This window comes from Phytopseudomonas daroniae, from assembly GCF_004327275.1.
Lineage (GTDB): Bacteria > Pseudomonadota > Gammaproteobacteria > Pseudomonadales > Pseudomonadaceae > Aquipseudomonas > Aquipseudomonas daroniae.
The window spans coordinates 578,823-602,838 of sequence record NZ_QJUJ01000002.1 but is presented as its reverse complement, the minus strand read 5'-3'; the positions used below and the strand labels follow the sequence as shown (position 1 = coordinate 602,838).

Genomic DNA, 24,016 nt, shown 5'->3' with positions numbered 1-24,016 from the left:
GTTTGAGCGATCAAATTAAAGTGCCACTACCTTGCCAAGTACCCATACTTCTTACTTGTCCAAGTTTCTGTCCAGCCCCTGTCCAAGGCAGGTACAGGATGGGTCAACTAAGCATGCCCGCTTAGAAATGACCGCCTGTCGCCCTATGCGGGTGCGAATGCCTGAAAGACACCTCCAAGCCCTCCTGCAAACAGTTGAAAGCTCCAGCCAAAAGCGACTAACGCAGTCGAAAAACCATGGATTCCAGGATACGCGCAGCGAAAACCTGCTGCTTTCCATTAGTTCCTTCCTGTCCGAAGCGGCAGCAAAAATAGCCGAAACTTCTTCTTTCCCTCCTGGGTCATCAATTAGGTGGGAATTAACAACCAGAAAGCAGCTTTTCCTCCTGCCCCAACACGGGATTCAACTGGAAAGACATGCGGCATATTCCCGATAGCGTGCAAGCAAGCAAAACAATCACGGATCAAGGACAGAATAGATCGGAGGATGGTATGGGAAACGCTGTCGCAGCAACACGGTTTGATCAATCGGCATCGATAGAAACAACGCTCAAGCCTCAAACCAAAATTACCAATCTGCACGCGGTGAAAAAGAAAATCCTCTTTGTAAGCCCTGAGCTCGCCGACCTGATCAAGGTTGGTGGCCTGGGTGATGTGTCCGCTTCGCTGCCGCGTGCCATGAGCGCGGATCATGACGTCCGGGTATTGATTCCCGGCTACCGTCAGGTGCTTGAAAGCGGCCACCCCATTCGTGACGTCGGCAGCGTTCCCGGCCATGCCGCCCTGCCCCCGGCACGTGTCGGCTGCATGACCTTGCCCGATGGGCTGATCGTCTACGTATTGATATGCCCCGAACTCTATGACCGTGACGGTACGCCCTACGCCGACAGCCACGGTCGTGACTGGCAGGACAACCACATCCGTTTCGCCCGCCTGGGTCTGGCTGCCGCTGAAATCGCCGCAGGTACCGCGTGCCTCAGTTGGTGCCCCGAAGTGGTTCACGCCAACGACTGGCCTGCCGCACTGACCCCGGCCTACATGAGCTGGCGCGGCCAGAGCACGCCTACCGTGTTCACCATCCACAACCTCGCCTACCAGGGCCTGTGCAGCCTGGAATGCAGTCCGGAACTGGGCCTGCCCTCCTCGGCGTGCGGCCATCAGGGCATGGAGTTCTACGGCCGGCTGTCGTTTCTCAAGGCAGGGCTGGTGTATTCGGATCACGTGACCACCGTGAGCGCCAACTACGCCCGCGAAATCACCACCGAAGCCTTCGGCTGCGGCCTGGAAGGCATGTTGCAGTTCAAGGTACGGCTCAATCAGTTGAGCGGCATTCCCAATGGCATCGACGACAGCTGGGATTCGCTGAACGATCCCCATCTGGTGCAAGGTTTCGACGCCCATGATTGGGAAGGCAAGCGCGTAAACACCCGCCACGTCGAGCAGATGTTCGGCCTGGAGCCCAGCGACGGCCCGCTGTTCGCCGTGGTGTCGCGTCTGGTGCAGCAAAAAGGCATTGATCTGACCCTGCAGATCGCCGACGCCATCGTCGCCGAGGGTGGCCGTATCGCCATCATCGGCCGTGGTGAAGAACACCTGGAAGAAGCAGTGCGCGAGCTGGCCCGCCGTCACCCTGGACGTATCGGCGCCAATGTCGGCTTCAATGAAGCCGATGCCCGCTGCATGTTCGCGGGTAGCGACTTCCTGCTCATGCCTTCGCGCTTCGAGCCGTGCGGCCTCAGCCAGATGTACGCCCAGCGCTTTGGCTCGCTGCCTATTGCCAGAGCTACCGGCGGCCTGGCCGATACCATCGAGGACGGTGTCAGCGGTTTCCTGTTCAACGAAACTACCACCGAGAGCTACCTGGAAGCCGTGCGTCGGGCGATGGCGGTTTACCGCAATCCGCAACTGCTCAACGCCATGCGCGCCCGTGCGATGGCATCACCGCTGTACTGGAGGCAGTCGGTGGAACCCTACGCGGCGCTGTATCGCAAGCTGCTGGCCGCGAAGAAGTCGGGTGGGAAATTGGTGTGATGGTAGAAAAAAAGCGACGATACGGCGCCTGGCTGGACGAGGACGGTCAAACCCATTTTTCCCTTTGGGCGCCAGACGCCAAAAGTGTGGCGGTACAACTGCAGGACGCTGAGCAGCATGCGATGGCGGCCACTGAAGATGGCTGGTTCACGGCAACGCTATCGATAGGCGCCGGTAGCGATTACCGCTACCTGATCGATGACAACCTGCTGGTGCCCGACCCGGCTTCGCGCTGGCAAGCCAGCGACGTACACGGCCCAAGCCGTGTAGCCGACCCCAAACGATACGCCTGGCGTACCAGCGACTGGCAGGGCCGCCCCTGGCAGGAGACGGTGCTCTATGAACTCCACGTCGGCACGCTGGGCGGCTATGAAGGTGTCGAAGCCAGGCTGCAGGCGCTGAGCGAACTCGGTATCACCGCCATCGAACTGATGCCCCTGGGTGAGTTTCCCGGTGGCCGCAACTGGGGTTACGACGGCGTTCTGCCTTTCGCTCCGGATTCCTCTTACGGCACGCCCGATGAACTGCGCGCACTGATCGACCGCGCTCACGAACTGGGCCTGATGGTCTTCATCGATGTGGTCTACAACCACTTCGGCCCCGACGGCAATTACCTGGGGCAGTACGCCAGCGATTTCTTCCGCAAGGACGTGCACACCCCCTGGGGCCCGGTCATCGATTTCCGCCGCCGCGAAGTGCGTGACTACTTTCTCGACAACGCCCTGATGTGGATACAGGACTATCGCGTCGACGGCCTGCGCCTGGACGCGGTACACGCCATCGACGAGCGCGACTTCCTGCTCGAACTGGCGGATCGGTTGCACGCTTCGATCCCTTCGACGCGCCACCTGCATCTGGTACTGGAAAACGAGAACAACGATGCCGAACTGCTGCAACGAGGCTTCGTCGCCCAATGGAACGACGACGGCCATAACGTGCTGCACCATTTGCTGACCGGCGAACACGAAGGCTACTACGCCGACTTCGCCGAGGATGCCACCCACAAGCTTGCTCGCTGCCTGCGTGAAGGCTTCATCTACCAGGGTGAAACCACCCGTCACGGCACTGCCCGCGGCAGCAGCAGCGGACACCTTCCCCCAAGCGCTTTCGTGCTGTTCCTGCAGAACCACGACCAGGTCGGCAACCGCGCCCTCGGTGAACGTCTGCTGGCGCTGGCCGATACCGATGCCTTGAAGAGCACCACAGCCCTGTTGCTGCTCAGCCCGATGATTCCGCTGCTGTTCATGGGCGAGGAATGGGGCTGCGAGCAGCCGTTCCAGTTCTTCACCTCGCACAACGACGAACTGGGCGAGGCAGTGCGCAAGGGTCGGCAAAACGAGTTTCGCGAGTTCTCGAGGTTTTCCGGCCTGGCCATTCCCGCCCCCAACGAAGCTGGCACATTCGAGGCGTCCGTACCCGATTACGCCGCACGCAACACGCCCGCAGGGCAAGCCTGGGTGGCCTTCTACCGTGAGTTGCTGACGCTGCGCCATGAACACATCGTGCCGCGCCTGCAAGGCAGCCAGGCGCTGGAAAGCCGGGTACTGGGCGAAGCGGCAGTGGCTGCCAGCTGGCAGTTGGGTGATGGGCAGATTCTGCGTATCGACCTGAACCTGAGCGACGCCGAAGTTGCGACTCAAGCTCACGAACAGGCCCGTACATTGTTTACCTACCGTACGAATGCAGGTGCCGATCGCCTGCTACCACGCAGCATCCGGGTTCTGCTGGAGGGCGCAGCATGAGCGATGCACGCCTTGCCGATCTGAGCAAAGCCGCAGGCTTGAGCGTCGACTGGATCGACGCCGATGGCCGCGCCCAATCAGTCACCTCGGAACACCAGCGTCGCCTGCTGGAAGCCTTGGGTTATCCGGCGCAAAGCAGCGAGCAGATCGAAGCCAGCCTCGGCCAGCTGCAACACCGCCAGGACACCCAGGCTCTCGGGCCACTGGTGACTCTCGACCAGCAGGAAGCGCTGGATCTGACCCGCTATTTCCCGCCAGGCACCTCCTTCGAACTCGAGTTGGAACAGGGCGAACGCCTCGAAGGCCGCCTCAATGGCAGCGGGCGCCTGCCCGTTATCGGCATCACCGGTTATCACCGCTTACGGATTGCCGGTGGCGAAGTGACGCTTGCCGTTGCCCCAGCGGCGTGCCCGAGCGTGGCCCAGTTGGCCGGGCGTGCGGACGCGAAAATCTGGGGCCTCAGCGCGCAGCTCTATTCGCTGCGCCGCCCTCGGGATGGCGGCCTGGGCGACACCCAGGCACTGGAATCCCTGGTGCGCAGCGCGGCCAGGCATGGTGCCGATGCCGTGGCGATCAGCCCGGTGCATGCCATGTTCAGCGCCAACCTGCATACCTACAGCCCCTACTCGCCTTCCAGCCGTCTGTTCTTCAACGTACTGCATGCGGCGCCGGGCAGCGTTCTAGGCGAGGAAGCCCTGCAACGGGCGATCAGCAGTTGTGGTCTCGGTGAAGAACTGGCGCGCCTGGAAAGTCTCGACCTGATCGACTGGCCTGGCGTGGCAAGTAGCCGAATGCGCATCCTGCGTCAGTTGCACGCCGACTTCAGCCAGGAGGCTCATCCGCTGCGCGCCGACTTCGAGGCCTTTCGTCGCGAGGGCGGCGATGCGCTGCATCAGCACTGCCGTTTCGAGGCGCTGCGCGGTTTCATGGATCTCAACGGGCTGCCGGTGGATTGGCGCGTATGGCCCGAACAGTATCGTGATCCGGCCAGCGAAGCTGTTACACAGTTCTGTGATGGCCACGAACAGGAGATCGAATTCCACACCTTCGCCCAATGGCTGATCGCTCGCTGCCTCGACCGTGCCCAAAGCAGCGCCCGGGATGCCGGCATGGCCGTAGGCCTGATCGCAGACCTGGCCGTGGGCGCCGATGCGTCGGGCAGCCAGGCCTGGGCGCGGCAGTCGGAGCTGCTGCAAGCGGTAAGCGTCGGCGCACCACCGGACATCCTCAATCGCTCCGGGCAGAACTGGGGCGTTTCCGCATTTTCGCCCCAGGGCCTGCAACGCAATGGCTTTCGCGCCTACATCGAAATGCTGCGTGCCAACCTGGCCCATGCCGGTGGTATGCGTATCGACCATGTGATGAGCATGCGCCGCTTGTGGGTGATCCCTGACGGAGAAGCGCCCGGGGCCGGTGCCTACCTCAATTATCCGTCCCAGGATCTGCTGCGCCTGTTGTGCCTGGAAGCCGAGCGCCATGGCGCACTGATCATCGGCGAAGACCTCGGCACCGTGCCCGATGGCCTGCGCGAAGAGCTGGCCCGGCGCAACATTCTGGGCATGCGCGTGCTGCTGTTCGAGCAAAGCAACGGCCACTTCCACGCGCCGACGCATTGGCCACGGGACGCCCTGGCGACCACCACCACGCACGATTTACCGAGCATCCGCGGCTGGTTCGCCTCACGCGACATTGATTGGCGCCAAACCGCGGGCCACCGCAGCGACGACTACACCAGACAGGATCACGACTTGCGCGCGCACGAAACCCGGGCGCTGCGTCAGGCCTTGCAGCAGCACGGTCACGTCGCTTCAGACGAAACGGACGACGAGCAACAGCAGTTGGACGCCAGCATCGCCTTTATCGGCAGCACGCCAGCACCGCTGGTGCTGTTGCCCCTGGAAGATGCCATGGCCACCACCGAGCAACCCAATCTGCCGGGCCCGGGAGACGATCACCCGAACTGGCGCCGGCGCTGGCCGGAGCACGCCGAAGACATGCTCGAGCAACCTGCGGTCAGTCGCCGTCTACAGCGTTTGCAGTGGGCACGTAATCGGGTCGAGGGCACACGCCATGACTGAATTACGCGCCAGCGTGCGCCTGCAGTTTCACAAGAGCTTCACCCTCGACGATGCCGTGCCCCTGGTGGATTACTTCGCGCGCCTGGGCATCAGCCACATCTACGCCTCGCCGCTGCTCACCGCGCGACCGGGTTCGATGCATGGCTATGACGTGGTCGACCCGACCCGCGTCAACCCGGAACTCGGTGGCGAAGCTGCCCTGCAACGCCTGGTCGCAGCGCTGCGCTCCCGGGGCATGGGACTGATCCTCGATATCGTTTCCAACCATATGGCGGTAGGCGGCGACGCCAACCCCTGGTGGCTGGATGTGCTGGAATGGGGCGCCAATAGCCGCCACGCGAAGTTCTTCGATATCCACTGGCAATCCCCTGACCCGCTGCTGCGCGGCCAGTTGCTGGTGCCCTTCCTGCGCAGCGACTACGGCGAAGTGCTGGCGGCGGGCGAAATCGAACTGCACTTCGATGCCGAACGTGGCCTGCTCTACGCCAAGCACTACGACCATCGGTTCCCGCTCAACCCACCGACCTATGGCGACGTGCTGCAACGCAGCGAGCACGCCGAGCTGCAGGCCCTGGGCAAACGTTTCGCGGCGCTGGATGACAGCCAGGACAGCCAACGCCAGGCGCATACCCTGTTCCGTGAACTGCTCGCCCTGGCCGGCAAGACCGGCGGCGCCGTCGAGCGTGCCATTGCCAGCCTGCGGCCCAGCGAGGAGCACGGCTTCATGGCCCTGCACCAATTGCTCGAACGCCAGCACTATCGCCTGGCCAGCTGGCGCACGGCGGCGGACGACATCAACTGGCGGCGCTTCTTCGACATCAACGAGCTGGGTGGCCTCAAGGTCGAGCGCCATGAGGTGTTCGAAGCGACCCACGCGAAGATCTTCGAGATGATCGAAAACGGCCTGGTCGACGGGCTGCGTATCGACCACGTCGATGGTCTGGCCAACCCGCGTGCGTACTGTCGCAAGCTGCGTCGCCGCGTCGAGCGCCTGCTGCCACAGCGGCCCGCCGAATTGCGTGGCAGCCGCTTCCCGATCTACGTCGAGAAGATTCTCGGTGAAGGTGAACAACTGCCTCACGACTGGGGCGTCGACGGCACCACCGGCTACGAATTCATGAACCAGGTTTCCCTGCTGCAGCACGCTCCCGAAGGCGAGGCCGTGCTGGCCCAGTTGTGGAGCGAGACCAGCGGCCGTGGCGCCGACTTCATGGAGGAAGTGCGCCAGGCCCGGCAACTGGTGCTAACCACCTCCCTGGCCGGCGATCTCGAGGCGCTGGCCCAGGGTCTGCTGCTGATCGCCCGGGACGATATCGCCACCCGCGATCTGACCCTGGGCGCCATTCGCCGTGCCTTGCTGGAACTGATCGTGCACTTCCCGGTGTATCGCACCTATGTCTCTGCGGCAGGCCGCAGCGCCAGCGATCAGGCGGTTTTCGATCAGGCGCTGGAAGGCGCGCGCAACACGTTGGCAGAAGCCGACTGGCCGCTGCTCGAGCACCTCGACAACTGGCTCGGCGGTCAGGTGCTGTCCGAGCGGCCACCGAGCCCACAGCGCAAACTCTGGACGAAGATGATCGAGCGCTTCCAGCAGCTCACCTCTCCGGCTGCCGCCAAGGCCGTGGAAGACACTGCCTGCTATCGCAGCGCCGTGCTGCTGTCGCGCAATGACGTGGGTTTCGACCCGCAACAGTTCAGCGCGCCGGTCGACGCCTTTCACCAGGGCTGCCTGGAGCGGGCCCGGCACTTCCCGGCCAACCTGCTGACCACCGCGACCCATGACCACAAGCGCGGCGAAGACACCCGTGCGCGACTGGCGGTACTCAGCGAGCGCGCCGAATGGTTCGCCGAACGCTGCCGACACTGGCGCGAACTGGCGGCACCGTTGCGCGAAGAACTCGATGACGGCAGCGCGCCGTCGCCAGGTGATGAACTGATGCTGCTGCAGATCCTGCTGGCCTGCTGGCCGCTGGATCTGCCAGCGGATGACGCCGCGGGTCTGCAGGCATTCACCGAGCGACTGATCGCCTGGCAGGAAAAAGCCGTGCGTGAGGCCAAGCTGCGCAGCACCTGGAGCAACCCCAACGATAGCTACGAAAGTGCCTGCAAGGCGTATCTGGAGAAGCTGCTCGGTAGCGAAGAAGGTGCCGAGCCGCGTAATGAGATCCGCCTCGCCGCTGCCCGGATCGCCCCGGCCGGCGCGCTCAACAGCCTGGCGCAGAGCCTGCTGCGCATGAGCGTACCGGGCGTGCCCGATCTGTATCAGGGCTGTGAGTTCTGGGACTTCTCCCTGGTCGATCCGGATAACCGCCGCCCGGTGGATTTCGCCGCTCGCCAGCAGGCGCTGGACAGCAACGCGTCGATTGCCGAGACGCTGCCGCACTGGCACGACGGCCAGGTCAAGCAGGCACTGATCGCTGCAACCCTCACGGCCCGCAAGCAGCACCGACGGTTGTTCGCAGAAGGCGACTATCAGCCACTCTGCGTGACAGGACGCCATGCCGACAAGGTACTCGCCTTCCTGCGCAGCCATGGCGAGACCCACCTGCTGGTGGTCGTGCCACGCCTGGCCGCCTCGCTACTGGGCGACAGCCAGACGCCACTGATTACCCATGACCAATGGGGCGACACCCGCATCGCCCTGCCATCGGCGCTGTCCGGCAAGGCTTTGTACAGCGTTTTCTGCCCTGCCGCCCCATTACCGAGTGACTGCCATATCGCGCTACGCGACGTACTGCGCGATGTCCCTGTCAACCTGCTGATCGTCTCTACCCAATCTCAGGAGTCACCCCCATGAGCGCCAATGAAGAACGCATCCGTGAATTCGCCTACCAGATCTGGGAATCCGAAGGGAAACCCCATGGCCAAGCCAAACGTCATTGGGAAATGGCCACCAAGCTCGTTGAAGCCGAGCAGACGCCCGCCAAGGCCACGGCCAAGCGCGTGAGCAAGCCTAAAGCTGCCGCCACCGAGCCAGCGCCCGCCGCGCCGACCAAGTCGCGTGCCCGCAAGACGGCTCCGCCCGAGGCAGAGAAGCCAGCCTTGCTCAAACAGGCCAAGGCGCCGGCCAAAGCCAAACCGACCGCCCCCAAGCCCACCACCAAGAAGCCCAAGGCCTGACACCAGGAGCCCCCCAGAATGAGTCATCCACGCTCGCGTATTACCGAAGGTCACCCCTTTCCTCTGGGGTCGACCTGGGATGGTTTGGGCGTCAACTTCGCGCTCTTCTCGGCCCACGCCACCAAGGTCGAGCTGTGCATTTTCGATCCCGACGGCCTGGAGGAGATCGAGCGCATCGAACTGCCGGAGTACAGCGACGAAATCTGGCACGGCTACCTGCCCGATGCGCATCCGGGGCTGATCTACGGCTACCGCGTGTACGGCCCTTACGAGCCGGAAGCCGGGCACCGCTTCAACCCCAACAAACTGCTGATCGACCCCTATGCCAAGCAACTGGTGGGCGAATTGAAATGGTCGGAAGCACTGTTCGGCTACGAGATCGGTCATCCCGATGGCGACCTCAGTTTCGACGAGCGTGACAGTGCGTCCTTCGTGCCCAAGTGCAAGGTCGTCGATCCGGCGTACACCTGGGGCAAGCATCGCAGCCATCGTGTGGATTGGGACAAGACCGTGCTGTACGAAGCGCACCTGCGCGGCCTGACCATGCGTCATCCGGCGGTGGCCGACGATAAGCGCGGCACCTTCGCCGGGCTGATGAACGCCGATGTGATCAAGCACATCCGCAAGCTCGGCGTTACCTCGGTAGAGCTGCTGCCCATCCATGCCTTCGTCAACGACCAGCACCTGCTGGAAAAAGGCATGAACAACTACTGGGGCTATAACAGCATCGGCTTCTTCGCGCCGCATCCGCGCTACCTGGCCAGCGGGCACATCAACGAGTTCAAGGAGATGGCCGCGCACCTGCACGATGCCGGCCTGGAGCTGATTCTCGACGTGGTCTACAACCATACCGCCGAAGGCAACGAGCTGGGCCCGACCCTGTCCATGCGCGGTATCGACAACGCCAGTTATTACCGGCTGATGCCCGATGACAAGCGTTACTACATCAACGATTCCGGCACCGGCAACACCCTGGATCTGAGCCACCCCTGCGTGCTGCAGATGGTCACCGACTCGCTGCGCTACTGGGCCAGGGAAATGGGTGTGGACGGTTTCCGCTTCGACCTGGCGACCATTCTTGCCCGTGCTCATGACGGCTACGACGAGCGCCACAGCTTCCTGGTCGCCTGCCGCCAGGATCCGCTGCTGAGCAAGGTGAAACTGATCGCCGAGCCATGGGATTGCGGCCCCGGTGGCTATCAGGTCGGTGGCTTCCCGCCGGGCTGGGCAGAGTGGAACGACAAATTCCGCGACAACGTGCGCGGTTTCTGGAAAGGCGACGAAGGTCAGCTGGCCGAGCTTGCCAGCCGCCTTACCGCATCCGGCGACCTGTACAACCAGCGCGGTCGGCGGCCGTTCACCTCGGTGAACTTCATCACCGCCCACGATGGTTTCACCCTCAATGATCTGGTGTCGTACAACGACAAGCACAACGAGGACAACGACGAGAACAATCAGGACGGCAGCAACAACAACCTGTCCTGGAACCACGGCGTCGAGGGGCCAACCGACGACGAGGAAATCAACGACCTGCGCTTGCGTCAGATGCGCAACTTCATGTCCACCCTGCTGCTGTCGCAGGGCACGCCGATGCTGGTGGCCGGCGATGAGTTCGCCCGCACCCAGCACGGCAACAACAACGCCTACTGCCAGGACAGCGAAATCGGCTGGATCGACTGGAACCTCGGTGAGCAGGGCAAGCAACTGCAGGCCTTCGTCAGCCGGCTGATCAAGCTGCGCATGAACTATCCGATCCTGCGTCGCGGGCGCTTCTTCGTCGGCGCCTACAACGAAGAGCTGGGCGTCAAGGACGTGACCTGGCTGGCGCCCCACGGCGAGGAGATGAGCGAGGAAAACTGGCACGACCCGCACGCCCGCTGCCTGGGCATGCTGCTCGATGGCCGCGCTCAGCCGACCGGTATTCGCCGCAGCGGCGCCGACGCGACCCTGCTGCTGGTGGTCAACGCCCACCACGACGTGGTCAATTTCCACCTGCCGGAAGTCGCCCAGGGCAGCCACTGGACGTGCATGCTCGACACCAACCGCACCGACGAGCCGGAAGACGAAGTCTTCCAGTTCGGCAGCGAGTTCACCATGACTCATCGCTCGCTGGTGCTCTTCGAGCTGCACAAGGAAAAGCCGGTATGACACACAGCGGCGGCTTTTCAGCGGATCGCCTCGGCGCTCTACTAAGCGAGCTGCCGCTACACGCACCGATCCAGCCCGAGGCCCTCGCGCAGGCATTGCAAACGCTTTGCCGCGCCGATCTCGACCAGTTACCGCAGCCTGGCAGCGGCCAGACGCTGCAACGCTGGCAGGCGCTGGCCGCGGTCGCAGCGCATGACCTGAGCCTGTGCAAACTCTACGAAGGGCACACTGACGCGCTGGCGATCATGCAGCACTTCGCTGCCAACCCACCGCCCGCAGACAGTACCTGGGGCATGTGGGCAGCCGAACCGCCGCAGGCACGCGTCAAGCTGGACGCCGAGCAAAGCGACGGCAGTGTGCGCCTGCATGGACGCAAGGCCTGGTGCTCCGGCGCGAAGGTGCTCAGCCATGGGCTGCTCACCGCCTGGAATACCCGCGGCGAGCAGCAACTGGTCGCCGTCGCATTGCAGCAGCCTGGCGTGCACATCACAGACCAGGGCTGGCAGGCGATCGGCATGCAGGCCACGCAGAGCGTCGAAATATTGTTCGAGGAAGCCCGCGGGTGGCTCGTAGGCCCAGCCGACGGCTATCTGCAGCGACCAGGTTTCTGGCAAGGCGGCGCGGGTATCGCGGCCTGCTGGTATGGCTCGGCACAGACCATCGGCGAGGCGTTGCGCAGGCACTGTGCCCGGCACGATGAACCCCATGCCCTCGCCCACCTCGGCGAGGTGGACAGTACGCTGCTGGCGGCTGCCAGCGCACTGCACGACTGCGCCCGCTGGATCGACGAAAACCCACAGGCCAACGCCGAGTTACCGGTGCGTCGCGTACGTGCCTTGTGCGAAAGCAGCGCCGAGACCGTGATTCGCCATGTCGGCCGTGCGCTGGGCGCCGCCCCGTACTGCCGAGATGCCGCGCTCGCACGGCATCTCGCCGACCTGCCGGTGTTCCTGCGACAGAGCCATGCCGAGCGCGATCTGGCCGCCCTCGGCAGCCTCACAGCGCGACAACGACAAGGGAGCTGGATGCTATGAATGCCAACCCGATTCAAGGACAAGGCACCTCGCCACAAGCCTGGAAAGCGTCACGGCACCTGGCACGGGTGGCCGATATCGACTGCGCGGAGCTGGTGCCGGCCGGGTCACGGGCGGTGATCGTTTCGCCCCATCCGGACGATGAAATCCTCGGTTGCGGAGGCTTGCTGCAACTGCTGGCTCGCGAACAACGCCAAGTCCTGCTGATCTCGGTTACCGATGGCGGTGCCAGCCACCAGGGCTCGCGTTACTGGACACCGCAACGGCTGAGCATCGTACGCCCGCTGGAGACCGCCGACGCGCTGAAGCGCCTGGGTCTGCCACTCAACCAGATGCAATGGATACACGGTGGCTTTCCCGATACCGGGGTAGCCGCTCAGGAAAACCAACTGCGCGATTTTCTCAAAACCTACCTGCAATCCAGCGACGTGGTGTTCACCACCTGGAGCGAGGATGGCCACAGCGACCACGAGGCCGTAGGCCGTGCTGCCCTGGCGGTGGCTCGGGAATGTGGCGCGCGCGTGCACGAGATCCCCGTATGGGCCTGGCACTGGGCCAACCCGGAAGACCCGCGCATTCCGTGGGCTCGTGCCCGCAAGCTACAGCTGGATAAATGGGCCCAGGCGCGCAAGCGTCACGCCATACAGGCCTTTGCCAGCCAGTTGTACAGCGATCCGGATACCGACCACGAGCCGGTGCTTTCGGCCATTACCGTGGAACGCCTGCAGCAACCATTCGAGGTGGTGTTCTTATGAGCGTCGCAGACAACTACTTCGAAAAGCTCTACAAGGGCAGCCAGGATCCCTGGTCGTTCCGCGAGCGCTGGTACGAGCAGCGCAAGCGCAACCTGACGCTCGCCGCTCTGCCACGCAGCCATTACGGCAGTATCTTCGAACCGGGTTGCGCCAATGGTGAGCTCAGCGTCCGTCTGGCGGAACGCTGCACTCAGTTGCTGTGCAGCGACACCTCGGCCATCGCCCTGGAGCTGGCCCGCAATCGCCTCGAACACCGCAGCAACGTGCGTCTGCTGCAGACTCGCCTGCCCGAACAATGGCCGCCAGGCAGCTTCGACCTGATCGTGCTCAGCGAACTGTGCTACTACCTGGACGAGCAGGATCTCGACCAACTGATCACCCGTGCCCGCGCTGCGCTCAACCAGGGCGGCAACCTGCTCGCCTGCCACTGGCGCAGGCCCATCGACGAATGTCCGCTGACCGGTGATGAAGTACACGAGCGTCTTCACCAGGGTCTGGGGCTGCCGCGCCTGCTCCGTCACGAGGATACCGACATGCTGCTTGAGGTGTGGGGTACCCAGTCGACTTCCGTGGCACAACGCGAGGGGCTCGCCCCCGGCGATGGACATGAGTTGCCAGCATGATCGGTATCGTCATTCCCGCGCACAACGAAGAGCTGTCTCTCGACCAATGCCTTGGTGCGGTACTGGCTGCTGCAGCTCATCCCGACCTGGACGTGCCGGTTCGCATACTGGTGGTGCTGGATAGCTGTAGCGACGGCTCTGCCAGTATCGCGGCCAGCTATCCGGTCGATACCCTGACGCTGCAAGCACACAATGTCGGCCTGGCGCGGGCTGCAGGCATCGAGTGGCTGCTGTCTCACGGCGCCACCTGGATCGCGTGCTCCGACGCCGACAGCCACGTCGCGCAGGACTGGCTGGTGCGCCAGCTGGATCTGAAGGCCGACATGGTGTGTGGCACCGTGCAGATCGCCGAATGGGGCGACCTCGGCCAGGCAGTACAGACGCGCTACGAAAGCGCTTACCAGGCTCGCGACGGGCACCGCCACATCCATGGTGCCAATCTCTCCTTCAGCGCCGCCTGCTACCGCCGCGCGGGCGGGTTCAAGGCAATCCCGGTCGACGAAGACGTGCAACTGGTGGCGGCCTTCGAGCGTATCGGCGCGCGCATCGCCTGGAGCTGCCTGCCGCAGGTGTACACCAGCGCGCGGCTGGACTGCCGAGCCCGAGGTGGCTTCGGCGACTATCTCAAGTCCCTGCTTTAGCACCGAACAAGCCCGAGCGCCCGCCGTCCAGCCGGCAGAAACCTTGAACCCCACTCTGTCCTTCCAGTCGGAATTTAACGACACCTGGAACGCATACGGCTACCCAGGCGCCTCGCTGAACCAGCTCGACCACCGACCAGGAGGACAGAATGAAAGTCAGCGATATCATGACCCGCGGCGTGCAAACCATCACGCCAAGCCAGACCATCCACGAAGCGGCCGCGATAATGGCGCGCATCGATTGTGGTGCCCTGCTGGTCAATCAGGATGATCGCCTGATCGGCATGATCACCGACCGCGACATCGCCATTCGCGCTGTGGCCACCGGCATGCCGGGCGAAACGCCGATCTCCGAAGTGATGAGTGGCGACATCCGCTACTGCTTCGAGGATGAAGACCTGCAGCATGTCGCCCGCAACATGGGCGAGAACAGGGTGCGCCGCCTACCGGTGCTCAGCCGCGAGAAGCGGCTGGTTGGCGTGATCTCCCTGGGCAATATCGCTCAGGGCGGCGACAACGATGCCAGCGTAGCCCTGCTGCGCAGCGTCACCGGGGCTCACTGAGCCATGGGGCGAAGGCAGCCGGTTGCGTGTGCGAACGTTCGCACAGGTAGCCTGCCGGCCGGTGCCCATCATGTCGGTGCACACCCTTGAACCGTATCCATATCGGCATCTCCGGCTGGCGCTACGCGCCCTGGCGTGGCGATTTCTATCCGCCCGGGTTGCGCCAGCGCGAGGAGCTGGAATTCGCCTCCCGCGCAGTCAGCAGCATCGAGATCAATGGTTCGTTCTATGCCCTGCAGACCCCCGAGCGTTATGCCGGCTGGGCCAGCGAAACGCCGAGCGGTTTTCGCTTCGCGGTCAAGGCGCCGCGCTATATCACCCACATACGCCGCTTGAACGATGTGGCCACGCCAATCGCCAATTTCTTCGCCTCCGGCCCGCTGCAACTGGGCGACAGGCTGGGCCCGATTCTCTGGCAATTCCCGCCGAGCATGGCTTTCGACGAGCAGCGCTTCGCCGAATTTCTCGCCCTGCTGCCGAAAGATACCGAACAGGCGCAGCGCTGTGCGCGCGCAGCGGATCGCCACAGCGAGGGCAGCCTCGAGGTGACCCATCACCAGCGCCTGCAACATGCCGTGGAAATCCGCCATGACAGCTTCCGTGACCCAGCCTTCATCGCCCTGCTGCGCAAGCACAAGGTCGCCCTGGTGTTCGCCGACAGCGGCGGCAAGTGGCCCTACGCCGAAGACCTGACCAGCGACTTCGTCTACCTGCGCCTGCACGGCAACGGCAAGCTCTACGAGAGTGGCTATGACGAACAGGCGCTGGATCACTGGCACCAGCGCATCGCCACCTGGAGCCGCGGTCACCACCCCGGCGACGCGCAACTGATCGACAAACACAAGCCGCGGGCACGGGCCTCGCGTGACGTTTACTGCTATTTCGACAACGACCTCAAGGTACGCGCGCCCTACGACGCCTACTCGCTTTTACAGAAGTTCGATCTGGCCGAGGCTCTACCCAACGCCCCCGGCCAGTCGCCAGGAGCTCCCTCATGACCACCCTCCAACCCGCCCCGACCGAATTGGCCAGCGCGGTACATTCGCTGAAGATTCTTACGGTCAACACCCACAAGGGTTTCACCGCGCTGAATCGGCGTTTCATCCTGCCGGAGCTGCGCGACGCGGTGCGCACGCTGTCGGCGGATATGGTGTTCCTGCAGGAGGTGCACGGCACCCACGAACACCATGCCAAGCGCTACGAAGACTGGCCGCCGACGCCACAGTACGAGTTTCTCGCCGACAGCATGTGGCCGCAGTTCGCCTACGGGCGCAACGCCGTTTACCCGCACGGCGATCACGGCAACGCGCTGCTGTCGAAATTCCCCATCCTGCGCCACGAGAACCTGGATATCTCCATCGGCACCCAGGAGCAACGCGGCCTGCTGCACTCGGTGCTCGACGTGCCGGGCCACGCCGAAGTACACGCCATCTGCGTGCACCTTGGGCTGCGCGAAATCCATCGCAAGCAGCAGCTCGACCTGTTGTGCAAGGTACTCGACCGACTGCCCGCCGATGCCCCGGTGATCGTCGCCGGGGACTTCAACGATTGGCGCAAGCGCGCCGACGGGCTGCTGGCCGCCAGCGGCTTGAAAGAGGCTTTCGTCAGCGAGCACGGCACACCGGCCAAGAGCTTCCCCGCGCGCTGGCCGCTGTTGTGTCTGGATCGCATCTACGTGCGTAACGCAACGACTCACCACCCGCAGGTGCTGTCGACTCGCCCCTGGTCGCACCTGTCGGATCATGCACCGTTGGCTGTGGAGATACGGCTATGAAGTACGACTGGCGTGATGGAAACCAGGTCGATTTGCTGATCAACGGCGAGGATTTCTTTCCGGCCGTGTTCGAGAGCATCCGCAATGCGCAACGCGAAGTGCTGCTGGAAACCTTCATCATCTTCGAAGACAAGGTCGGCATGGAGCTGCAGGAAGCGCTGATCGCCGCGGCGAAAAATGGCGCCCGCGTGGAGATCACCGTGGACGGTTACGGCACCGCCGACCTGACGCCGCAGTATGTCGCCGCACTGGTCGAGGCCGGTGTGCGCGTGCATATGTTCGACCCAGGCAAGCGCCTGCTGGGCATGCGCACCAACCTGTTCCGTCGCCTGCACCGCAAGATCGTGGTGATCGACAGCGATGTCGCCTATGTCGGCGGCATCAACTTCGGCGCCGATCACCTCGATGACTACGGGCCGATGGCCAAGCAGGACTACGCGGTACGCGTACGCGGCCCGATCGTCGCCGACCTGCATGCCGCCAGCGAGCGCCTGCTGGAAAGCCGCGACGACCGCCAGGTGGCGTTGCGCCGCAGCAATCAGCCGACCCTGCAGCGCCACGCCGGTAACAGCCGCCTGCTGATGGCCGTGCGTGACAATGACGCCGATACCAACACCATCGAACAGCACTATCTGGACGCCATCCGCAATGCCCAGCATCGGCTGGTGGTGGCCAACGCCTATTTCTTCCCGGGCTATCGCCTGCTGCGCGAACTGCGCAACGCAGCGCGGCGTGGGGTCAAGGTCACGCTGATCCTGCAGGGCCAGCCGGACATGCCGCTGGTACGCCTGTGCTCACGGCTGACCTACAACTACCTGCTGCGCGACGGCGTGACCATCTACGAATACTGCCAGCGTCCGCTGCACGGCAAGGTGGCACTGGCCGATCATGAATGGTCGACCGTGGGCTCCAGCAACCTGGATCCGCTGAGCCTGTCGCTGAACCTGGAAGCCAACGTGATCGTCCGCGACCCGGCGCTCAACCGCCGCCTGTACGAACACCTGATGGAGCTGGCTACCTCCAGATGCAAGTCGGTGCCGCTGAAACGGGTGATGCGCGGCTACTGGTGGCGCGCGCCGCTGATCTTCCTGTGCTTCCACTTCCTGCGCCATTTCCCGGCCATCGCCGGCTGGTTCCCGGCGCACTCTCCACGGCTCAAGCTGCTGCAGCCGGAAGTCGAAAATCCGCCGTGCAGTACTTTGCAGGTCGACCAGGAGAAAGTCTCGTGAGCGAGCCCGACGACAAGCAAGGCAAGCCCGTGTGGCGTTGGGCCAAACGCCTGCTGACCCTGTGTTTCTTCATCCTGGTGCCGGTGTTGCTGTTCGTGCTGGTCAAGAATCTCGACTGGCAGGAAGTCAGCAAGGCGCTGCGCGGTTACAGCGGCGGCATTCTGCTCGCAGCAGTCGGCGTCTCGGCGCTGAGCTACGCCGTGTACTCAAGCTTCGACCTGATCGGCCGCGCCTACACCGGCCACAAACTGCCGGCGCGGCAGATCCTGCCGCTGACCTTCGTCTGTTATGCCTTCACCCTCAATCTCAGTTCCTGGGTCGGCGGCGTCGCCCTGCGCTATCGCCTGTATTCGCGCCTGGGGCTCAAGGTCTCGACCATCACCCGCGTATTGAGCATGAGCCTGATCACCAACTGGCTGGGCTACATCCTGCTGGCGGGAGTGCTGTTCACCTTCGGCCTGCTGGAGCTGCCGGAAAGCTGGAGCATCGGCGCCACCGGGCTGCGCATCATCGGCCTGGCTTTGCTGGCGGTGGGGATCGGCTATCTGCTGGCCTGCCAGTTTTCCAAGCGCCGTACCTGGAGCGTACGCGGCCATGAACTGACCCTGCCGGCACTGCCCATGGCTTTGTTGCAAGCGGCACTGGGCGCGCTGAACTGGTCGCTGATGGCGCTGATCATCTACCTGCTACTGCCGGAAGAAGCCTTCTACCCGATGATTCTCGGCATTCTGATGATCAGCAGCATCGCTGGGGTGATCACCCATATCCCTGCCGGGCTGGGTGTGATCGAAGCGGTATTCATCGCCCTGCTGCAGCACCAGATGCCCAAGGGCAGCATCGTCGCCGCGTTGATCGGCTACCGAGCGATCTACTTCCTGCTGCCCCTGGCCGTCGCCTGCGTGGTGTATCTGGTACTGGAGAAACGTGCGAAGAAGCTGCGCCGGAACAGCAACCAGGAAACCTCCGCAGAGAGTACCGATCCGGCCTGAGGCCGTGGCTAGCCTTGCGTCAGCGGCCGCAGTGCCACGACCAGGGCCGGCGATGCCCGATACAGCGGCACATGCCCGCGCAGCAGCACCTGTGCCGTTCGCCGATAAGCCGCACTGCTGATCTGCAACCTGCCCTCGTGCTCACGCGCCACCACGGTAGTGGCGAGAATGCCGGCGGGGTTTTCGATGGCCACTTCGATATCGGCGAACTCGCCTGACGGCGCTTCAAGCCCTTTGGCGACCTGCCAGGCCACCGAGCCCGGAATCAATGCCGCAGCCGCCAGACAGCAACCACCGGAAACCGCCATCGATGCATGCAGAACCTGCGGCGTGAAATAGCGCACCGAAAGGTTACCGTCCGCTTTGGGTGGCCCAACGATACAGACCTTTGGCTGGGTTTCGCTGCGTGCCAACTCGTCGGCCGTCATCAACTCACCGTCGCGGCGACGCAGCCCCATACGCAGGCCCGCCGCCACCCACACACGGCGCAAGTCAGCCATGAACGCCTGATCGCTCTGCAGTTCGACGAGCGGCTCGTGCGCGGTCTTGCCGAAATCGCTGGCCAGAGCGATGACCATCGGCACCGCCACATCGACGCAGGACACCGCACGCCCGTCGATCCGCTCGACGACCTGGCCGGTCGGCAGCAGTTGCCCTGTCTTGGCACCCACGGGGTCGTGCAGGAACAGGTCGACGGAGGGAAACTCACCATCGACACCAGGAATCGCCGCCGTGACCAGGGCACCATCGGCAGCACGACCGATACGCCCGGTACTGAGTACACCGGTATTGCTGTTGCGAATGCCGATATCGCGGGCCTCGCCCGGCGCGGTCGTGACCAGGCCGACATCCAGCGCCCACAGCGGCAAGGCACTGGAGAGATTCCCGCAATTGACGCTCCAGTCGACTGCCGCGTGATCACCGGCCAACTGCGCCAGGGTGCTGACCAGTCGCTCGCCGTCGCTGGCAGATTCCCAATCGACGAAAAACACCTTGTTGCTGGTTGGAGCGCCGCGGCCAAGACCGGTGATCTGCCGATTGCCGGGTTGTGAACCACTCAGCGGCACGCCCATCAGATGGCGCAACAGCTCTTCACGCAACGCCGGGTCAGCAGGCGCGAACGGCTCCCAGAGCACCAGGCCGGTGGACGTTCCACCGCGCACGTGATGTACCGGAAACTCGATCAGGCCATCACGCAGGCGGGGCTGGAATTCGGCAGACTGCAACATCCGCATCGGTGTTTCCTCATGCTCGGGTGGGTGCCTATCTTAAAAGCTGCTCACGATCTTTGCTTAGTCGGCAAATAGGAACCCGTATCCGTATGATCGGCAGCAGTTCGTAGGCTGGACGACGCTTCACCTACGCGGCCCGCCCCGTCCACCGCTCTGCAATCGCGATGGTGGATGAAAAGAGCGTCAGCTATGCGCCCCGATCCACCCTACAGTAGTAGGATGGGTGAAACCCATCGGCAATTGATGGGTTTCACCTGCGCGCCCCGCCCCATCCTACAGGCTGGTGGACAAAAAGAGCGTTAGCTACGCGCCCGATCCACTGAAGCAGTTTCGTCGGTTGTGTCTGCGCCGCTCTTTTCATCGATCATCGCGGTGTCCGGCCGAAGTGCGCTTCGACGGCGTAGCGGTTGTTTGCCAGCCAGCCTCGGCGTGAATGGCTTGATTCCAAACGCCGCGCAAGGCTTGCAGCGCATCATCGATATCCTTTTCCGGCACTGCCGCAAAGCCGAGTACCAGGCCGGCACGCTCATTCTGCGGCGTATTACTGTCGGGCAGCCAGTAGGCGCTGAGTGGATTGATCTCAACGCCAACGGCGGCGGCCCCGGCAACCAGCTCGCGCTCGCGCGCCAGGCTTTCGCAACGCACGCTCACATGCAGACCTGCCTGTACTTCGGGCAGCGACGCGCAGCCCGGCACGGCCCGTGGCCAGCCGGCAAGCAAGGCATCGCGGCGCGCGCGGGCGGCATTGCGCATGCGGCGGATATGCCGCTGGAAATGCCCGGCGGCGATGAACTCGGCCATCACCACCTGGGTGCCGATTTCGGAATGGCGCATATCCACGGCGCGACGGCGAGCGAAGGCACCGGCCAGCCTGGGCGGCAGCACCAGATAGCCGAGGCGCAGGGCCGGAAAAGCGATCTTGCAGAAGGTGCCGACGTAGAGAACGCGCTGCGCGCGATCCAAGGCGGCCAGCGGCGCCAGGGGCGTGCCGCTGTAGCGGTACTCGCCATCGTAATCGTCTTCGATGATCCAGGCCTCGTTGCGCTCAGCCCAGTCGAGCAGCGCCAGGCGTCTGGGCAGCGACAGCGTTACCCCGGTCGGATACTGGTGCGAAGGCGTGACATAGACCAGTCGGCAGGCCCCTGCCCGCTCCAATGCCGCGACATCCAAGCCGTCGGCATCGATGGCAATACCCCGCAACCGTGCACCGGCAACGGTGAAGGCATGGGCGGCGGCACGGTAACCCGGATCCTCCACAGCAACAGCGTCACCTGGTTCGATCAGTAGTTGTGCGCACAGGCTGATCGCCTGCTGCGCACCGCAGGTGACGATGATCTGCGCCGGATCGCACTGTAGCCCACGGCTGCTGCGCAGGTAGGCGGCGATCAATTCGCGCAATTGCGGGTCGCCAGCCGGATCGCCGTAGCCCAGCCGCGCCGGCGATGGCCTGCGCCAGAAACGCGCCGAGAGCCGCGCCCAGGTCTCGAACGGAAACAGATCGAAGGCCGGCACGCCGACGCGAAAAGCCCGTGGCGCCCCCGGCAACGGCGACGGCAGGTGGTGCTCGTCAAGCAACTGCAGCGCAGCACTCGTAGCGGTGCCAGGCGTTTCGGCAACTGGCGACTCTGCCACCGCGGCGATATCGGCCACATAGGTGCCATCACCGACGCGCCCCTGCACGTAGCCCTCGGCGTAGAGCTGATCCAGCGCACGGTTCACGGTATTGCGTGACACGCCCAGACGCTCGGCCAACTGCCGGCTGGCTGGCAAACGTGTGCCACCGGGCAAGCGACCATCGAGCATGCGTTCGCGCAGAGCCTGGTAGAGCTGACGAGCCAATCCCCTACCAGGCTGCAGACGCAGGCCCGACAGATCGACCGGCAAGGGTGCTGACGACGCCATGAATTGGCCCCATTAAAGTCACAGAAAATGGATCTTACAACAGACCAATAGCAGTTCTAGCATAAGCGCGTCCTCTCATTGGAACGAGCCATGTACGTGCCCTCCGCTTTCCGCCAGAACGACCTCGCTGCCCTGCACCGGGAGATCGCCGATTGCCGCCTGGCCACCCTGATCAGCCATGGCGAAAACGGCCTGCAAGCCAGCCACCTGCCCTTGCTGCTGCGCCCCGAAGAAGGCCCCTATGGCACGTTGTACGGCCACCTGGCGCGGGCCAATCCACACTGGCGGGTGCTGGCCGAAGGCGGCGAGGCGCTGGTGATCTTCAATAGCGCCGATGCCTATGTCAGTCCGTCCTGGTATCCAGCAAAAGCCGAGCACGGCAAAGTGGTACCGACCTGGAATTACATTGCCGTGCACGCCTATGGTCGCGCTGAAGTATTCGACGATGCCGAGCGCCTGCTGAGCCTGCTCGACGAACTGACCGCACGCCACGAAACCCCGCGCCCGCAACCCTGGGCACCAGGCGATGCGCCACAGGATTACATCGCCGGCATGCTGCGCGCCATCGTCGGCTTCGCCCTGCCCATCGAGCGCCTGGAAGGCAAATGGAAGCTTGGCCAGAACCGCAGCGAAGCGGATCGCCAAGGCGTACATGACGGCCTCAGCGCCAGCGGCGACCATCGCGACCGCGCCCTGGCGCAACGCATGAATCCCTGAGCAGCACAATACAAACCGCGTACATCCCGAGGTGCACCATGACCACCCTGCTCGACTGGAAACCCGCCTCGACACCGCCCCGCGCGGCCATCGATGGCCGCTACGTGCGCCTGGAACCACTGGATGCCGCGCGCCATGGCGATGATCTCTGGCATGCACTGCAGGGTGCGGACAGCGACCCATCCTTGTGGGATTACCTGCCCTACGGCCCGTTCGCCGAACGCGCACCGTTCGATGCCTGGCTGGCGGCCAATCAGGCCAGCAGCGATCCACTGTTCTTCGCCGTACGGGACAACGCCACGCAACGCGTCGTGGGCCTGCTCAGTTTCCTGCGCATCGCCGTGAATGACGGTTGTATCGAGATTGGCCATATCGCCTTTGGCCGTGCCATGCAGCGCTCACCCGCCTCCACCGAGGCGATCTGGCTGCTGATGAGCCTGGCGATGGACAACCTCGGCAATCGGCGCCTGGAGTGGAAGTGCAACGCCCGCAACCAACGCTCGCTGCGCGCCGCCGAACGCCTGGGTTTCGTTCAGGAAGGACTGTTCCGCCAGCACGCCGTGATCAAGGGACAGAACCGCGATACCGCCTGGTTCTCGATCATCGACAGCGAATGGCCGCGGTGCCGCAACGCTCTGCAACGCTGGCTGTCACCCGAGAATTTCGACGAGCAGGGCAATCAGCGTCAACGTCTGGAAGAACTACGCATCCGGTAGGAGCCCCGACCTCGGGGCGATACGATTGCAGCCGTCCAACAAAATGCCGTTGCAACAGCATTTCCTCACGCACGCCACTACAGCGGCGCGCCGAGCCAGGCCGAAAGCAGCAACAGCAACGCCATGGCCTGATTGAAACGGGTCATGGCCCGCACTGACGTGAACACCCTGGCAGCACCGCGCCCCAGCAATGCCCAGCAACCCAGACAGGGCAGCGAAATCGCCAGGAAGATCGCCGCCAGCAGGCTCACCCGCATGGCCTGCCCGGGGCCGGGCGTGGCGAAAATGCTGACCACCGCCAGGGCCATCATCCAGGTTTTGGGGTTGACCAGTTGCAGCGCCGCACCGGCGAACAGCCCGAGCCGGTGCTCGCCAGGTTGTACATCCGAGCCATCCAGTGCAGCAGGCGGGCTGGTGAAGATCCGCCACGCCAGGTAGCTCAGCCACAGCACGCCGAACCAGGCCATCGCCCACTGCAGGCGCGGATGTTGTTGCAGCAGCTCGCCCAGGCCAAGCCCCACCGCCACCACGATGGCCGCCGCACCGAAACAGGCGCCCAGTACCAGCGGCAAGGTCGCCGCCACGCCGTAGCGGGCACTGCTACCGAGCACCAGCACATTGGTCGGCCCCGGCGTGATGGACGCGACGAAAGCGAACAGCATGAAAGGCAACAACTGACTCATCGACCCGCTCCAGAACAAACCGAAAGCTGATGATGAGTCG

General features: G+C 63.8%; 20 protein-coding genes. 17 read left to right on the top strand and 3 right to left on the bottom strand.

Annotated elements, in window-relative coordinates:
* The first annotated feature begins 491 nt into the window (after window positions 1–491).
* The 15 genes from glgA to DNK10_RS07875 all read left to right on the top strand — a co-directional run bounded on the left by glgA (window position 492) and on the right by DNK10_RS07875 (window position 18,726).
* Window positions 492–2,030 carry a glycogen synthase GlgA gene (glgA, locus tag DNK10_RS07945; RefSeq protein WP_131182037.1) on the top strand — a complete coding sequence of 513 codons (1,539 nt, stop codon included), beginning with the start codon at window positions 492–494 and terminating at the stop codon, window positions 2,028–2,030.
* The gene (gene treZ / locus DNK10_RS07940) at window positions 2,030–3,772 is read left to right on the top strand and encodes a malto-oligosyltrehalose trehalohydrolase (protein WP_131191191.1); all 1,743 of its coding nucleotides are present in this window, start codon (window positions 2,030–2,032) and stop codon (window positions 3,770–3,772) included. Before glgA ends, treZ begins: the two co-directional genes overlap by 1 nt.
* Entirely contained in the window at window positions 3,769–5,850 is a 2,082-nt protein-coding gene (gene malQ, locus DNK10_RS07935; RefSeq protein ID WP_131191156.1) for a 4-alpha-glucanotransferase, read from the top strand. Before treZ ends, malQ begins: the two co-directional genes overlap by 4 nt.
* Window positions 5,843–8,647, top strand: coding sequence for a malto-oligosyltrehalose synthase (locus tag DNK10_RS07930; RefSeq protein WP_131191155.1), 2,805 nt, complete (start codon window positions 5,843–5,845; stop codon window positions 8,645–8,647). The genes malQ and DNK10_RS07930 overlap by 8 nt, the downstream gene beginning before the upstream one ends.
* Complete coding sequence (locus DNK10_RS07925; RefSeq protein WP_131191154.1) at window positions 8,644–8,970, top strand: DUF2934 domain-containing protein; 327 nt, start codon at window positions 8,644–8,646, stop codon at window positions 8,968–8,970. Before DNK10_RS07930 ends, DNK10_RS07925 begins: the two co-directional genes overlap by 4 nt.
* 18 nt (window positions 8,971–8,988) lie before the next feature.
* Window positions 8,989–11,118: a glycogen debranching protein GlgX gene (glgX, locus tag DNK10_RS07920; RefSeq protein WP_131191153.1), complete on the top strand. Its 2,130-nt coding sequence runs from the start codon at window positions 8,989–8,991 to the stop codon at window positions 11,116–11,118.
* A complete protein-coding gene (locus DNK10_RS07915; RefSeq protein ID WP_131191152.1) occupies window positions 11,115–12,152 on the top strand; it encodes an acyl-CoA dehydrogenase family protein in 1,038 nt (345 codons plus the stop codon). Before glgX ends, DNK10_RS07915 begins: the two co-directional genes overlap by 4 nt.
* On the top strand, window positions 12,149–12,907 hold the full coding sequence (locus tag DNK10_RS07910; protein ID WP_131191151.1) for a PIG-L deacetylase family protein: 759 nt from the start codon (window positions 12,149–12,151) through the stop codon (window positions 12,905–12,907). The genes DNK10_RS07915 and DNK10_RS07910 overlap by 4 nt, the downstream gene beginning before the upstream one ends.
* Complete coding sequence (locus DNK10_RS07905) at window positions 12,904–13,530, top strand: class I SAM-dependent DNA methyltransferase (RefSeq protein ID WP_131191150.1); 627 nt, start codon at window positions 12,904–12,906, stop codon at window positions 13,528–13,530. The genes DNK10_RS07910 and DNK10_RS07905 overlap by 4 nt, the downstream gene beginning before the upstream one ends.
* Window positions 13,527–14,171, top strand: coding sequence for a glycosyltransferase family 2 protein (locus DNK10_RS07900; protein WP_131191149.1), 645 nt, complete (start codon window positions 13,527–13,529; stop codon window positions 14,169–14,171). Before DNK10_RS07905 ends, DNK10_RS07900 begins: the two co-directional genes overlap by 4 nt.
* A gap of 149 nt (window positions 14,172–14,320) precedes the next feature.
* Window positions 14,321–14,734, top strand: coding sequence for a CBS domain-containing protein (locus DNK10_RS07895; RefSeq protein WP_131182028.1), 414 nt, complete (start codon window positions 14,321–14,323; stop codon window positions 14,732–14,734).
* 86 nt (window positions 14,735–14,820) lie between these two features.
* Entirely contained in the window at window positions 14,821–15,732 is a 912-nt protein-coding gene (locus DNK10_RS07890; RefSeq protein WP_131191148.1) for a DUF72 domain-containing protein, read from the top strand.
* On the top strand, window positions 15,729–16,508 hold the full coding sequence (locus tag DNK10_RS07885; RefSeq protein ID WP_131182026.1) for an endonuclease/exonuclease/phosphatase family protein: 780 nt from the start codon (window positions 15,729–15,731) through the stop codon (window positions 16,506–16,508). The genes DNK10_RS07890 and DNK10_RS07885 overlap by 4 nt, the downstream gene beginning before the upstream one ends.
* A complete protein-coding gene (gene clsB, locus DNK10_RS07880; protein WP_131191147.1) occupies window positions 16,505–17,737 on the top strand; it encodes a cardiolipin synthase ClsB in 1,233 nt (410 codons plus the stop codon). The genes DNK10_RS07885 and clsB overlap by 4 nt, the downstream gene beginning before the upstream one ends.
* Complete coding sequence (locus DNK10_RS07875) at window positions 17,734–18,726, top strand: lysylphosphatidylglycerol synthase domain-containing protein (RefSeq protein WP_131191146.1); 993 nt, start codon at window positions 17,734–17,736, stop codon at window positions 18,724–18,726. The genes clsB and DNK10_RS07875 overlap by 4 nt, the downstream gene beginning before the upstream one ends.
* Window positions 18,727–18,734: 8 nt before the next feature.
* Here DNK10_RS07875 and DNK10_RS07870 read toward each other — a convergent pair whose 3' ends face one another.
* The gene (locus DNK10_RS07870) at window positions 18,735–19,961 is read right to left on the bottom strand and encodes a PrpF domain-containing protein (protein ID WP_244216223.1); all 1,227 of its coding nucleotides are present in this window, start codon (window positions 19,959–19,961) and stop codon (window positions 18,735–18,737) included.
* 354 nt (window positions 19,962–20,315) lie between these two features.
* A complete protein-coding gene (gene pdxR, locus DNK10_RS07865; protein WP_131191145.1) occupies window positions 20,316–21,860 on the bottom strand; it encodes a MocR-like pyridoxine biosynthesis transcription factor PdxR in 1,545 nt (514 codons plus the stop codon).
* 90 nt (window positions 21,861–21,950) lie between these two features.
* Between pdxR and DNK10_RS07860 the strand changes: the two genes are divergently transcribed.
* Together DNK10_RS07860 and DNK10_RS07855 are read left to right on the top strand one after the other, a co-directional pair.
* Entirely contained in the window at window positions 21,951–22,577 is a 627-nt protein-coding gene (locus DNK10_RS07860) for an FMN-binding negative transcriptional regulator (protein WP_131191144.1), read from the top strand.
* 38 nt (window positions 22,578–22,615) lie between these two features.
* Entirely contained in the window at window positions 22,616–23,293 is a 678-nt protein-coding gene (locus DNK10_RS07855) for a GNAT family N-acetyltransferase (protein WP_131191143.1), read from the top strand.
* Window positions 23,294–23,370: 77 nt separating this feature from the next.
* Here DNK10_RS07855 and DNK10_RS07850 read toward each other — a convergent pair whose 3' ends face one another.
* Window positions 23,371–23,976, bottom strand: coding sequence for a LysE family translocator (locus DNK10_RS07850; protein WP_131191142.1), 606 nt, complete (start codon window positions 23,974–23,976; stop codon window positions 23,371–23,373).
* Window positions 23,977–24,016: the final 40 nt, after the last annotated feature.